This is a genomic window from Euzebya sp. (assembly GCF_964222135.1).
GTDB lineage: Bacteria > Actinomycetota > Nitriliruptoria > Euzebyales > Euzebyaceae > Euzebya.
The window spans coordinates 1-13,672 of record NZ_CAXQBR010000022.1 but is presented as its reverse complement, the minus strand read 5'-3'; the positions used below and the strand labels follow the sequence as shown (position 1 = coordinate 13,672).

At 73.8% G+C, this 13,672-nt stretch carries 12 protein-coding genes and 2 pseudogenes; 10 read left to right on the top strand and 4 right to left on the bottom strand.

Annotation, left to right across the window (positions count from 1 at the left end):
* Positions 1-68: 68 nt before the first annotated feature.
* The 3 genes and pseudogenes from ACEQ2X_RS05770 to ACEQ2X_RS05760 form a co-directional block, all read right to left on the bottom strand.
* Positions 69-1,432: pseudogene (locus ACEQ2X_RS05770) on the bottom strand (TrpB-like pyridoxal phosphate-dependent enzyme).
* 111 nt (positions 1,433-1,543) lie between these two features.
* Positions 1,544-3,589, bottom strand: a complete 2,046-nt coding sequence (locus ACEQ2X_RS05765; RefSeq protein WP_370324836.1) for a VWA domain-containing protein — start codon at positions 3,587-3,589, stop codon at positions 1,544-1,546.
* A gap of 9 nt (positions 3,590-3,598) precedes the next feature.
* Entirely contained in the window at positions 3,599-5,017 is a 1,419-nt protein-coding gene (locus ACEQ2X_RS05760; protein WP_370324835.1) for a sigma 54-interacting transcriptional regulator, read from the bottom strand.
* A gap of 162 nt (positions 5,018-5,179) precedes the next feature.
* On the opposite strand from ACEQ2X_RS05760, the gene ACEQ2X_RS05755 reads away from it, so the two are divergent.
* From ACEQ2X_RS05755 to pcaD, 10 genes are all read left to right on the top strand, one after another.
* Positions 5,180-5,671, top strand: coding sequence for a hypothetical protein (locus ACEQ2X_RS05755; protein ID WP_370324834.1), 492 nt, complete (start codon positions 5,180-5,182; stop codon positions 5,669-5,671).
* 34 nt (positions 5,672-5,705) lie between these two features.
* A complete protein-coding gene (locus ACEQ2X_RS05750) occupies positions 5,706-6,569 on the top strand; it encodes an endonuclease/exonuclease/phosphatase family protein (RefSeq protein ID WP_370324833.1) in 864 nt (287 codons plus the stop codon).
* 76 nt (positions 6,570-6,645) lie between these two features.
* Positions 6,646-8,100: an aldehyde dehydrogenase gene (locus tag ACEQ2X_RS05745; protein WP_370324832.1), complete on the top strand. Its 1,455-nt coding sequence runs from the start codon at positions 6,646-6,648 to the stop codon at positions 8,098-8,100.
* 10 nt (positions 8,101-8,110) lie between these two features.
* Entirely contained in the window at positions 8,111-8,527 is a 417-nt protein-coding gene (gene pcaC, locus ACEQ2X_RS05740; RefSeq protein WP_370324831.1) for a 4-carboxymuconolactone decarboxylase, read from the top strand.
* The gene (gene pcaH / locus ACEQ2X_RS05735; RefSeq protein ID WP_370324830.1) at positions 8,520-9,242 is read left to right on the top strand and encodes a protocatechuate 3,4-dioxygenase subunit beta; all 723 of its coding nucleotides are present in this window, start codon (positions 8,520-8,522) and stop codon (positions 9,240-9,242) included. Before pcaC ends, pcaH begins: the two co-directional genes overlap by 8 nt.
* Before the next feature lie 76 nt (positions 9,243-9,318).
* Positions 9,319-9,918: a protocatechuate 3,4-dioxygenase subunit alpha gene (pcaG, locus tag ACEQ2X_RS05730; RefSeq protein ID WP_370324829.1), complete on the top strand. Its 600-nt coding sequence runs from the start codon at positions 9,319-9,321 to the stop codon at positions 9,916-9,918.
* Between the two features lie 3 nt (positions 9,919-9,921).
* Positions 9,922-10,749: a CoA transferase subunit A gene (locus ACEQ2X_RS05725; RefSeq protein WP_370324828.1), complete on the top strand. Its 828-nt coding sequence runs from the start codon at positions 9,922-9,924 to the stop codon at positions 10,747-10,749.
* The gene (locus ACEQ2X_RS05720; protein WP_370324827.1) at positions 10,746-11,516 is read left to right on the top strand and encodes a CoA-transferase subunit beta; all 771 of its coding nucleotides are present in this window, start codon (positions 10,746-10,748) and stop codon (positions 11,514-11,516) included. The genes ACEQ2X_RS05725 and ACEQ2X_RS05720 overlap by 4 nt, the downstream gene beginning before the upstream one ends.
* Entirely contained in the window at positions 11,513-12,670 is a 1,158-nt protein-coding gene (locus ACEQ2X_RS05715) for a lyase family protein (RefSeq protein ID WP_370324826.1), read from the top strand. Before ACEQ2X_RS05720 ends, ACEQ2X_RS05715 begins: the two co-directional genes overlap by 4 nt.
* On the top strand, positions 12,667-13,431 hold the full coding sequence (gene pcaD / locus ACEQ2X_RS05710) for a 3-oxoadipate enol-lactonase (protein WP_370324825.1): 765 nt from the start codon (positions 12,667-12,669) through the stop codon (positions 13,429-13,431). The genes ACEQ2X_RS05715 and pcaD overlap by 4 nt, the downstream gene beginning before the upstream one ends.
* An 18-nt stretch (positions 13,432-13,449) precedes the next feature.
* Here pcaD and ACEQ2X_RS05705 read toward each other — a convergent pair.
* Positions 13,450-13,672: pseudogene (locus ACEQ2X_RS05705) on the bottom strand (hypothetical protein); the annotation flags it as partial.

The following is a 13,672-nucleotide window of genomic DNA, read 5'->3' as shown; positions in this document are numbered from 1 at the left end:
GCGCACGACGGCCGTCCTGACCCCGGTCAGTGCACTGAGAGTTCGGTGGAGGGGGTGGAGCGGTGGAGCTACCCCGCGATAACCGGGACGCGGGCCATGGCCTCGGCGACGGCCTCCTCGGGGTAGTCGTAGTCGACGAGCTCGCCGCGGAAGTACGCGTCGTAGGCGGCCATGTCGAAGTGGCCGTGGCCGCAGAGGGCGGTGAGGATGACCTTCTCCTCCCCCGACTCCTTGCACGCCAGCGCCTCCCGCACCGTCTGGGCGATCGCGTGGGTCGGCTCGGGCGCCGGCACGATGCCCTCGGTCCGGGCGAACTGGACCGCGCGCTCGAAGCACTCGACCTGCCCGATGGCGGTCGCCTCGAACAGCCCGAGCTCGTACATGTGGCTCAGCAGCGGCGCCATGCCGTGGTAGCGCAGCCCGCCGGCGTGGATCGGGTCCGGCACGAAGTCGTGGCCCAGCGTGTGCATCTTGACCAGCGGGGTCATCCCGGCGGTGTCGCCGAAGTCGTAGCGGTACTCGCCCTTGGTGAGCGACGGACAGGCGGCTCGACCGCGACGATCCGCGGGTCCATCCGACCTGCCAGCTTCTCGCGCAGGAACGGGAAGAACAGGCCGCCGAAGTTCGACCCGCCGCCGGTGCAGCCCACGATGACGTCCGGGGTCTCGGACACCTTCGCGAACTGCAGGAGCGCCTCCTCCCCGATGACGGTCTGGTGCAGCAGCACGTGGTTGAGGACGCTCCCGAGCGCGTACTTGGTGTCGGGGTCCTGCGCGGCCACCTCCACGGCCTCGGAGATCGCGATGCCGAGCGACCCCGGCGAGTCCGGGTGCTCGGCGAGGATCGCCCGGCCGGCGGCGGTCAGCTCGGACGGCGAGGAGTGGATCGTCGCACCCCAGGTCCGGATCATCGAGGCGCGGTAGGGCTTCTGGGTGAAGCTGGCGGCGACCTGCCACACCTCGAGGTCCAGGCCGAACTGGGCGCAGGCGAAGCTCAGCGCGCTCCCCCACTGGCCGGCGCCGGTCTCCGTCGTCAGCCGCTTCACACCGGCCTTCGCGTTGTAGTACGCCTGGGGCACCGCCGTGTTCGGCTTGTGCGACCCCGCCGGCGAGGTGCCCTCGTACTTGTAGTAGATCCGGGCCGGGGTCCCCAGCGCCGCCTCCAGGCGGTGGGCCCGGTACAGCGGCGTCGGCCGCCACAGGCCGTAGACGTCCCGGACCTCGTCGGGGATGTCGATGAACCGCTCGGTCGAGACCTCCTGGCCGATCAGCTCCATCGGGAACAGCGGCGCCAGGTCGTCCGGCCCGATCGGCTCGTGCGTCCCCGGGTGGAGGGGCGGGGGCGGCGGGGCGGGCAGGTCCGGGATGACGTTGTACCAGCGCCGGGGGATCTCCGACTCGTCGAGCAGGATCTTGGTCGGGGTCTCGGGCACCGTGGCTCCTCGTCGTCGGGTCCGCCTCGTCCGGCGAGCCTGTCGCGCGACACCCTCCGCCATCGCCGACCGGCGCGCAAGCCCGACGGACGGACCCTCGCGGAGGCCTGGTCAGCTGGCCCGACGGCGCAGGAAGTCCCGGACGACGACCGACCCGAGGTCGGACAGGTCCGGGTAGAACACCCGGCCGCCGGCGCGCCGGACCATCCCCTCCACGAACCGGGCGCTCCCCGGGTCGTGGTCCAGCATGAACACGTTGAGGTCACAGCCCGTCCGCGACAGCCGCATGGCCTCGGCGGTGGTCCTGGCGAAGGTGATCGGGTGCGGCGGCCAGTTGAAGAACGACTGCCCGTCCTCCATCAGGTGCGCCGTGGGCTCGCCGTCGGTGACCATGATCACCTGCCGCTCCGCGCCCGGCTCGGCGCTGAGCAGCCGGCGGGCGATCCGGAACGCGTGCTCCATGTTGGTGCCCCACACGCGCTCCCAGCCGCTGACCAGCAGGTCCTTCGGCTGCAGGCGTCGGGCGTAGTCGCTGAACCCGACGATGTGGAAGGCGTCGGAGGGGAACTTGCTCGCGACCAGCGACTGCAGGGCGAGGGCGAGCCGCTTGGCGTGGTCCCAGTTGCCCCGCAGCGGCATCGAGTAGGACATGTCGAGGAGCAGGACCGTGACGGCCTTCACGCGCCGCTCGGCCTCGGCCAGCTCGAAGTCGCCGGGGTCCAGTCGGACGGCCCTCCGGGCGCCAGGATCGCGCCGAACTTCGCCGTCAGGCGAAGGAGGCCCCGATCGCGCCCAACTTCGCGCCGCGCCTCCCGCCCCCTCGGGCGAACCGGCGTTGCGGACCACGGCGTTGCGGACCGTCTTCGGGATGTCGAGGCGGAACGGGTCGCCGAAGCGCATCTCCCGCGTCGAGCCGGTCAGCTCGGAGTCGCCGCCGACGGAGGTCGCGCGGTGCCCGCCGAAGGAGCCCTGGAAGGCCCGCTCGAAGATGGTGGTGAGGGACTGCTCCCCCAGGCGGCGGACGCCCTTCGGGGTCAGCTCGAGCTTGCCGGCGCGCCGCTGGACCGCCCCGGACTGCTCGAGGAGCCGCTCGATCTCCTTGAGCTTCGCCAGGTCGCGGGCGGCCTCGTCGCCCAGGGCTGACCGGAGCGCCTCGTCCGAGACGTCCTCCAGCCGGGCGCCCGGGTAGCGCTGGCCGAGCGCCTGGCCCAGGTCGTCCAGCTCGCCGAGGCGCTGCATCCAGTCCACGGTCTGGCTGAGCGAGCCCTGCTGCTGGCCGGCCATCGGCGCGCCGGGCATCCCCTGACCCCACCCCATCTGCGGGAACATGCCCTGGAGGGTCTGGCTCAGCTGGGCGGCCTGGAACTGCAGGTCCTGGGCGTCGCCGAGCGCCTGGGCGGCCAGCTCAGCCAGCTGCTGGCGCTGCTCCGGGCTGAGCCCCGCCATCAGCCGGTCCATCGCCGCCATCCGGCGGGCCATCTCCTCGAGCAGGTCGTCGAGGGTCTCCGGGTCGCCGGGGATCATGTCGGCGTAGCGGGACTTGAGGTCCTCGAAGTCGGCCTGGACGTCTTCGCCCTGCTCGGCGCGGGCGACCAACCCGTTGATCTCGGCGATCATGTCGCGCATCCGCGCGAGGTCCTCGGGGTTCGTCGCGTCGATCGCGTCGGCGAGCTGACCGAAGGTGGCCTGGGCGACGTCGCCGCGGAGCTCGTCGACGAGCTGGTCGAACGCCTGCTGGGCCCCGGCGTCGTGGAAGGCGTAGTCCCGCAGGGCCGCGAACCGCCCCGCCGGGTCCGTCGGCATCCGGTCGAGCTGGGCGGTGCGGTCGGCCGCGTCGAGCTCGTCGTCGGAGAACTGCAGGGCGGTGCGCTCGAGCTCGACGATCTCGTCGAGCTGCTCGGCGACCCGCTGGAGGGGACCCTCCAGCCCCATCCGGTCGAGCTCGTCCTGGCGGGCCTGGCGCAGGCGCTCGGCGAGCGCGTCGAGGCCCTCGACCCGCCCGTCGATCCCACGGCGCAGCAGGTCCTCGATCGCGTCGTCGGGGTCGACGCCGTCGAGCAGGTCGTCGGCGATCTCGGCGAGGACCTCGTCGGGCGACAGGTCGTTGCCCCACGGGTCCTGGGTGCCGCTCCAGCGGCCGTAGCGGATCGCGCTCATGTCGCCCTCCTAGCCCTGGGTGTAGGTGTACCCGTCGTCGGACTCGGTGCGGTCGAGGCGGCGGGACAGGTGCAGCCCCTCCAGGCACAGCTCGATCGCGGCGGCGGCCATGGACGGGTTCTCCTCGACCTCGAGGCCCGCGAGGACCCCTGCCAGGCCGGGGATGCGGTCCATCTGGCCCATCAGCTCATGCCCGCTCATCAGGTCGCCGGTCGTCACCTCGAGACCGGTCTCGAAGGAGTCGAGCAGCCCGGCGACGTCCGCGCCGCGGACCCGACGCCGGAACACCTCGAGGATCGAGCGCTTCATCAGCCGGGTCATGACCTCGACCTCGCGACCCTCCTCGAAGGACTCGAACTCGATCTTCCCCATGGACGCGGCGATCACCGCCGGCAGGTCGCTCGGCCGCGCGACGGCGGTGTCCTCGCCGGTCCGCACCGCCCGGCGGACCGCGGACGCCGCGATGGTCTCGTAGTTCCCGGTCGAGAAGCGGACGCTGACCCCGGAGCGCTGGTTGACCTCGCCGGCGCTGCGGAGGGACCGCGTGAAGGCGGCCAGGACCTCGGCCATGAAGCGCGGGACGACGACGGTCGGCAGCCCCTCCCCCGACGGGATCAGCGCCTCGGCCGTCATCACGTCGACCTCGTGGTCGACGTCGAGGGGGTAGTGGGTGCGGATCTCCGACCCGAAGCGGTCCTTCAGCGGGGTGATGATGCGCCCGCGGTTCGTGTAGTCCTCGGGGTTCGCGGTGGTGACCACCAGCAGGTCGAGGGGGAGGCGCAGGCTGTACCCGCGGATCTGGACGTCCCGCTCCTCCATCACGTTCAGCAGCGCGACCTGGATCCGCTCGGCCAGGTCCGGCAGCTCGTTGATCGCGATGATCCCCCGGTTGTGCCGCGGGATCAGGCCGAAGTGGATCGTCTCGGCGTCCCCGAGGTAGCGCCCCTCGGCGACCTTGATCGGGTCGACGTCGCCGACCAGGTCGGCGACGGCGATGTCGGGCGTCGCGAGCTTCTCCGCGTACCGCTGGTCCCGCGGCACCCACTCGATCGGGGTGGCGTCACCCATCTCGTCCACGAGGCGGCGGGCCGCCGGGGTGAAGGGGTGGTAGGGGTGGTCGTTGACCTCGCTGCCGGCGACGACGGGGATCTCCGGGTCGAGGAGTTCGGTCAGCGAGCGGACGATGCGGCTCTTCGCCTGCCCGCGCTCGCCCAGCAGGATCAGGTCGTGGCCGGCGAGCAGCGCCGTCTCGAGCGCGGGAAGGACCGTCTGGTCGAAGCCGACCAGCCCCTCGACCAGCGGTCGGCCCTCGCGGAGCCGGGCGGCGGCGTTGGCCGCGACCTCCTGCTTGACGCTCCGGTCGGGGTACCCCGCGGCGCGGAGCGCGCCGAGCGTCACCGGACGATCGTCACCGGACCAGTCAGCCATCGCGGCCTCCTCGCGTGCTCGGGCGGCAGACAGTAGTCGCGGGGGTTGGGCGGCGCAGGTGCCGCGAGGGCCTCCGAGGTGACCAGATCGACCCACGTCGACCGGACGATTCCGTCGTGCCTCCACGCTCTGGCGGGGCGCGCCTGTGACACTGCCCGTCCGATGCCGGACCGACCACGCGGCAGACGCCGCGACGCCACCCCGGGGACCACCCCGGCGTCCGCCGCCGTGTTCCCCTTCCCGGACCAGCCGGGCAGCACACCTCCGCGGGGCAGCGGGGTCCGACCCGCCCCCGACGTCGAGGCCGACCCGGACCTGCTGCTGCGCATCCCCGTCGACACCCCGGACTGGGCGGAGGGGCTGCCGCCGGTCCCCGACGGCTGCCGGGTGACCGCGGTGTTCTCCCACGCCGACGTGGCCGCCGAGCACGGCGACGCGCTGGCGCTCCTCGGCTACGAGCTCGTCGGCGTCCTCGGCGTGGCCGACACGCCGACGGTGGACCTGCTGATCTCCCGGGCCGCGTGCGACCGGTGGCCGCTGTGGCGCGACCAGCTGCTCGCCAGCGGCGGGCGGGTCTGGGACCTCGGCTTCGGGCCGGTCGCCGCGATGCTCGGCCCGGCGGTCGCCGTCCACCACCGGACGCTCGCGGGCTGACGGGCCGGGGGTTGCCCCGGGGCAGGCTGGCGGGGTGCGCATCGCCTCTGTCAACCTCCTCCACGGCGTCGACGTCCGGCGGCTGTCCCGCGACCGGACCCGCCTGGACGCGGGCGACGTCGACCTCGACGCGGTGGCGGCGTGGATCGCTGAGCTGGACGCCGACGTGGTGGCGCTGCAGGAGGTCGACTGCCGCCTGGAGCGCTCCGGCCGCGTCGACCAGGTCGCCTGGCGGGCCGAGCGGCTCGGCCTGGAGGGGGTCTTCGGACCCGCGCTGGTCGGCAACCCCGACGTGGCCTGGACCGAGGTGCCGGCGACCTCGGTACCCGGGGAGGGGCTGGGCCCCGCCACCGCGGGGTACGGCGTCGGGCTGCTGTCGCGGGTCGGCCTGACCGACGTCCTGCGCACGCGCCTGCCGGGTGGCGGGCCCGGGCGGCGCTCGCCGGACGCCAGCCCCACCCGGCCGGGCCCCGACGGCGAGCCGCGGGTGGCGCTGTCGGCGACGGTCGGCGACGGCGTCAGGGTGACGACGACCCACCTCTCCTACCTGCCGTGGCGGGCGGTGTCCCAGCTCGGGCACGCGCTGGCCGCAGCCGGCGGGCACCGGGGGCCGGCGGTGCTGATCGGCGACCTCAACCTGCCGCTGTGGGCCGGCCGCGTCGCCGTGCGGACCAGGGGGCTGGCCTGGCCGTGGCCCTCGGGAGGGCCCTGGGCGGACGGCCGCGCCGGCGGGTGGCGCCACCGCCCCGGCCTGGCGACCTACCCCTCGTGGAGCCCACGGCTGCAGCTCGACCAGGCCTACGTGCGCGGCGTCGCGGCTACGGCGGCGACGGTCGGTCCGGCCGGTCCGAGCGACCACCTCCCCCTCGTCGTCGACCTGCAGCCCGGCAGCGCTTGACGGCAGCCCGACCCGCGACCTACCGTTCACGCAGCGAACAGCAGTTCGCTGTGCGAACGAGGAAGGGGAGCCGGCGATGTCTGAGACCATCGATCTGTTCATCGGGGGGCGGGCGGTGCCCGCCTCCGGCGGCGGGACGTTCGAGCGGCGCAACCCGATCAACGGCGACGTGGCCACGGTCGCGGCCGCCGCCACGCCGGATGACGCCCGCGCGGCGGTGGAGGCCGCGCAGGCGGCCTTCGGCGAGTGGTCCGCCCGTCCGCCGGGTGAGCGGCGGGCCCTGCTGCTGGCCGCCGCGGACGTCCTCGAGGGGAAGGCCGAGGCGTTCACCGCCGCCGTCACCGCCGAGACCGGGTCGCCGGACCACTGGGGCATGTTCAACCTCGGTCTCGCCGCCGGGATGCTCCGCGAGGCGGCATCGCTGACCACCCAGGTCACCGGCGAGGTCATCCCCTCGAACGTGCCGGGCAGCGTGGCGATGGCCGTCCGCCAGCCCGCGGGCGTCGTCGTCGGCATGGCGCCGTGGAACGCCCCGATCATCCTCGGGGTGCGGGCCCTCGCGACCCCCCTGGCCGTCGGCAACACCGTCGTGTTCAAGGGCTCGGAGAAGTGCCCCCTGACGCACCGGCTGATCGTCGACGCGCTGCACGAGGCCGGCCTCGGCGACGGCGTCGTCAACTACATCAGCCACGACGCCGCTGACGCCCCGGCCGTGGTCGAGGCGATGATCGCCCACCCCGCCACCCGTCGGGTGAACTTCACCGGGTCCACCGCGGTGGGCCGCGAGATCGGCAAGCTGTGCGGCGAGCACCTCAAGCCCGTCGTACTCGAGCTGGGAGGCAAGGCACCCCTCGTGATCCTGGACGACGCCGACGTGGACGCCGCCGTGGACGCCGCCGCGTTCGGCGCGTTCGCCAACGCCGGGCAGATCTGCATGTCGACCGAGCGGATCATCGTCGACTCGACGATCGCCGACGAGTTCGTGGAGAAGCTGTCCGCCAAGGCGGCGGGCCTGCCCTTCGGCGACCCGTCAGAGGGGCCGGTGGTGCTCGGCAGCGTGATCGACGCCGAGACCGTCGAGCGGTGCAACGCCCTGATCGACGACGCGCTCGCGAAGGGGGCGACTCTGGTCTGCGGCGGGAAGGCCGAGGACACGCTGATGGGCCCGACCCTGATCGACGGGGTCACCCCCGAGATGGACATCTGGCACCAGGAGTCCTTCGGCCCCGTCAAGCCGATCACCCGGGTCAGCGGCGTCGACGAGGCCGTCGAGCACGCGAACGACACCATCTACGGCCTGTCGGCGGCGGTGTTCGGCGGCGACGCGGCACGAGCGCTCGACGTGGCCCACCGCATCGAGTCGGGGATCTGCCACGTGAACGGCCCCACGGTGCACGACGAGGCGCAGATGCCCTTCGGCGGCGTGAAGGCCAGCGGCTGGGGCCGCTTCGGCGGCACCGCGGGGGTGCACGAGTTCACCGACCTCCGCTGGATGACGGTCCAGACCGGCCCGCGCCACTACCCGTTCTAGGGCCGGCCCGATGCCCGACGACCCCCCCCCCGCGTCGGCCGACGACCGGTACGCGGCCGGCATGGCGGTGCGCCGACGCGTCCTCGGCGACGCGCACGTCGACCGGTCGACCGCCGCCGCGACCGACCTCGACCGTGATTTCCAGCGCTGGATCACCGAGGTGGTGTGGGGGTCGGTGTGGACCCGCGACACCTTCGACGACCGCACGCGCAGCCTGGTCACGATCGCGATCCTCGCCGCGCTGGGCCGCGAGGAGCTCGACCTGCACCTGCGGGCTTCGCGCAACACCGGGGTGAAGCCGGAGGAGGTGGCCGAGGTCATGCTCCACGTCGGCGCGTACGCCGGCGTGCCGGCAGCGAACCACGCCCTGTCGCGGGCCAAGGCGATCCTCGGCGACGCCCACCAGGAGGGAGACGCAGATGGTTGAGATCATCCACTCCGGCCCCAAGGCCTACGACGACCACCCGCCGTTCCGGTACCCCGACTACAAGTCGACGGTGCTGCGCAGCCCGGACCGGGACATGGTCCGCATCGTCCAGAGCCTGTCCGAGGCCACCGGGCCGGGACCGGCCTGGGCGGAGCTGAGCGACGACGACGCCGACCTCACCACGAACGCGGGCACCGGCGGCGAGGCGATCGGCGCCCGGACGATCGTCACCGGGCGGGTGCTGGACGAGCGCGGCACCCCGGTCCCCGGCACGCTGGTGGAGGTGTGGCAGGCCAACGCGAGCGGCCGCTACGCCCACTGGCGGGAGGTGGACTTCCCGGCGCCGCTCGACCCGAACTTCCTCGGCGTCGGGCAGTGCCGCACGGACGCCGACGGTGTCTACCGGTTCACGACCGTGCGGCCGGGCCCCTACCCCTGGGGCAACCACCCGAACGCGTGGCGGCCCGCGCACATCCACTTCTCGCTGATGGGGCCGTCCCTCGGCAGCCGGCTGGTGACCCAGATGTACTTCCCCGACGACCCGCTGCTCGACCTCGACCCGATCTTCCAGGCCGTGCCCGCCCACGCCCGCGACCGGCTGATCGCCACCTACGACCACGAGGTCACCACCGAGAACTGGGCGACGGGGTGGCGCTGGGACATCGTGCTGCGCGGGGTGCAGGCGACGCCGATGGAGTCCGAGGAGGCGGCATGAGGACACCACTGGACCGCAATGCCGCCTCGGGGGGTTCGAAAGGGGGGGCCTGCCCCCCCTTGGGAGGTGAGGCGGCATGAGGACGCCCACGCCAGCGCTGCAGACCCCCTCCCAGACCGTCGGGCCGTACTTCTCGATGATACTCGCGCGGACCGACGAGGAGGCGACCCTCGCCGGACCGGACGTGCCGGGCCAGCGCATCCGCGTCACCGGGCGCATGCTCGACGGACGGGGTGGCCACGTCGAGGACGGCCTGCTCGAGGTGTGGCAGGCCAACGCCGCGGGGCGCTACCGCCACCCCGTCGACGACCGCGACGACATCCCCCTCGACCCGGGCTTCACGGGCTTCGGACGGGTCAAGACGGCCTTCGAGGACGGGTCCTGGGTGCTGCATACCGTCAAGCCCGGTCCGGTCCCCCACCCCGACGGCGGATCGCAGGCGCCGCACCTCAACGTCATCGTCCAGGCGCGCGGCATCCTCACCCCCTCGTTCACGCGCATCTACTTCTCCGACGAGGAGGCGGCGAACGCCGCCGACGTGGTCCTGCAGGCCGTCGACGCCGATCGCCGGCACACCCTGATCGCCCGGCGCGGCGACGACGACGGCGACGTCGCCACCTACGCCATCGACATCCGCATGCAGGGTGACGACGAGACCGTGTTCCTGGACTGGTGATCCGTGGCTGAGCTGACGTCGCTCCACGACGCGATCGCGGCGACCGTGCACGACGGCGACACCGTCGCCCTCGAGGGGTTCACCCACCTGATCCCCTTCGCCGCCGCCCACGAGATCATCCGCCAGGGCCGCACCGACCTGACGCTGATCCGCATGACCCCCGACCTGGTCTACGACCAGATGATCGGCATGGGCTGCGCCTCCCGGCTGGTGTTCTCCTGGGGCGGCAACCCGGGCGTGGGGTCCCTCCGCCGGTTCCGCGACGCCGTCGAGCACGGCTGGCCGCGGCCCCTCGAGGTCGTCGAGCACGCCCACGCGGCCATGGCGAGCGCCTGGGAGGCGGGGGCCGCCGGCCTGCCCTTCGCGGCGCTGCGGGCCTACCAGGGCACGACGCTCGCGGACGTGAACCCCGACATCCGCACCGTGACCTGCCCCTTCACCGGCGAGGAGCTGGCCGCCGTGCCCTCGCTGCGGCCCGACGTCGGCATCGTCCACGCCCAGCGGGCCGACCGCCAGGGCAACGTGCTGATCGAGGGGATCATCGGCGTCCAGAAGGAGGTGGTGCTCGCGTCGACCCGGTCGGTCGTGACCGTCGAGGAGGTCGTCGACGACCTCGACGTGCCGAGCATGAACGCCTGCGTGCTGCCCGGCTGGGCGATCGACCACGTCGTCGAGGCCCCGCGCGGCGCCCACCCCTCCTACGCCCACGGCTACTACGACCGGGACAACGCCTTCTACGTGGCGTGGGACGACATCGCGTCCGACCGGGACACCTTCACCGCCTGGATGGAGGCGCACGTCCTGGGCGCGGATGCCGGGAGCCGGGCATGAGCGGCTGGACCCCGACGGAGATGATGACCATCGCGGCGTCGCGGGCGCTGTCGGACGACGACGTGTGCTTCGTCGGGATCGGCGCCCCGTCGGCGGCCTGCAACCTGGCGCGGTTGACCCGTTGCCCCGACATCACCCTGATCTACGAGTCCGGGACCCTCGGCACCCGCCCCGACGTGCTGCCGCTCTCGATCGGCGACGGCGAGCTGGCCGCCACGGCCCTCGCGACCGTCTCGGTGCCGGAGATGTTCCGCTACTGGCTGCAGGGCGGGCGGATCACCGTCGGCTTCCTCGGCGCCGCCCAGCTGGACCGGTACGGCAACATCAACACGACCGTGATCGGCGACCACGCCGACCCGGCGGTGCGGCTGCCGGGCGCGGGCGGCGCGCCGGAGATCGCCTCGCAGTGCCAGGAGGTCTTCATCACCGTGAAGCACTCCCCCCGGGCCCTGGTCGAGACCGTGGACTTCATCACGTCCCTCGGGTTCGGACCGACCGGCACCGAGCGGGCGGCCCTCGGGATCACCACCGCCGGCCCGACGCTGCTGGTCACCGACCTGTGCACGATGCGGCCCGAGGCGGGCACGAACGAGCTGGTCGTCGACGGGCTCCACCCCGGCGTGGCCCGCGAGGACGTGGTTGAGGCGACCGGCTGGGCGGTCCGGTTCGCCGACGAGGTGGGCGAGACCCCGCCCCCGACGGACACCGAGCTCGAGGTGCTGCGCGAGCTGCACCGCCGGACCGACGAGGCGCACGCGGGCACATGACCCTCCCGACCATCGACCCGGGCTTCAGCACCGACGTGATGACCGCGCTCTTCGGCGCCGGGACGCGGGTGGCGATGATGTGCCGGGTGGAGGCGGCGCTCGCCCGGGCGTCCGCGGACGTCGGGATCCTCGGCGACGACGTCGCGGGTCGGATCGCGACCGCGTGCGGCGAGGGCGTCGAGGACCCCGAGGCCGTCCTCGTGGAGGGGTGGGTCGCCGGGACGCCCGTCCTGCCGCTCCTCGACCGGCTGCGGGACCGGTTGGACGACGAGGCCGCCCGTTGGCTGCACCACGGCGCGACCACCCAGGACGTCGTCGACACCGGCCTGGTGCTCCAGGTCAGCGACGCCCTCGAGGTGCTCGGCGACGACCTCGCGGCCCTCGTGGGTCGCCTGCGGGACCTGGCGGTCGCGCAGCGGACGACGCCCACCACGGGGTGGACGTTCCTGCAGCCGGCGGTGCCGACGACGGTCGGCCGACGGGTCGCCGGCTGGCTCGCGCCGGTCGTCGAGGCCCTCGCGGCCGTGCGCGCGGCCCGGCGTGGGCTGCGCGTCCAGCTGGGCGGCCCGACCGGGACGCTCGACGTCCTCGGCGAGGACGGTCCCGCGGTGCACGACCGCATGGCGGAGCTGCTGGGCCTGGTCGCCCCCCCGGCGCCGTGGCACGCCGACCGCTCACCGGTCCACGACGTGGTCGCCGTCCTCAGCCGCCTGACCCGGACGGTCGCCACGATCGGCACCGACCTGGCCCTGCTGGCCCGTGACGGCACCGCGCGGATGCGCGCGGGCGGCTCGTCGTCCATGCCGGACAAGCGGAACCCGATCGACGCGATCCGGGCGGTCGCCGCGGCCGAGGCCTGCGCGGGGGGGGCGGCGACCGTGCTGCACGGCCGCGCGATCGAGCTCGAGCGCGGCGTGGGGGGCTGGCACGCCGAGACCTTCGCGGTGCCACTGGTCGTCCAGACCGCCGGGGCGGCGGTGGAGGCGCTGAGCGCGGCCGTGGCGAGCCTCGAGCTGGACGGGGACCTACCGGACGCCGACGTCGCCCCCGGGGCGGTGGCCTTCACCGACCGCGTGGTGGCCGCCTGCGACGCCGCGCTGGGCGGGTCGGCAGGGGGCGGCTCGACGGCGGGCGCGGAGGAGCCGGCCCGATGATCACCGCGTGGCGTGACGACGGGCCGGCGGACGCCCCGCCGATCGTCCTGTTGCACTCCCTCGGCTCGGACACCTCGATGTGGCAGCCGCAGGTCGACGCGCTCGCGGACCGGTTCCGCCTGATCCGCCTGGACACCCGCGGGCACGGGCGGGCTCCCTCCCCCGACGGGCCGTACGCCCTCGCCGACCTGGGTGGCGACGTCATCGACGTCCTCGACCACCTCGGGCTGGACACCGTGCACCTGTGCGGGCTGTCGCTGGGCGGGCTGACCGCGCTGTGGGTGGCGCTCCACCACCCCGACCGGCTGCGGACGCTGACCGCGGCGAACACCGCCGCGCGGGTCGGGTCGGCGGAGGGGTGGGCGGCACGCATCGACGCGGTCCGCACCCACGGGCTGGCGGGCATCCGCGACGACGTGCTCGAACGGTTCTTCGCCGCCGGCTTCGACGTGGCGCAGCCCGTGGCCTTCGCGGATGCCCAGCGGGCGTTCACGACCGCGGACGGCGAGGGGTACGCGGCCTGCTGCGCCGCCCTCGGCGACGCCGACCTGCGCGACGAGGTGCAGCGGATCGCGGTGCCGACCCTGGTCGTCGGCGGGGTGCTCGACGTCGCCACCCCGCCGTCGGACGCGGAGTGGCTGGCCGCGCGCATCCCCGGCGCCGAGCTGGTCGTCCTCGACGACGCCGCGCACCTGTCGAACCTCGACCAGCCGGCGGCGTTCACCGCCGCCCTCGCACAGCACGTGGAGGGCGGCGGCTGAACCGTCGGCGTCCGTCCGCTACTCGGGCTGGTAGGGCTCGAGGGGCTCGGGGACCAACAGCACCTCGGGGTACCAGCCAGCACCCTCGTTGATGCCCTCCGGCGGCTCCATCTCGCGGATGATCGCGAACGCCGGCTGGGACTCCGCCAGCGCACCCCACTCCGTCCAGGACATCGTGTGGGAGTAGCCCGGCAGGTCGAAGGAGCCCGCGTGCAGGTACTCAGCCACCGCGACCGGGTCT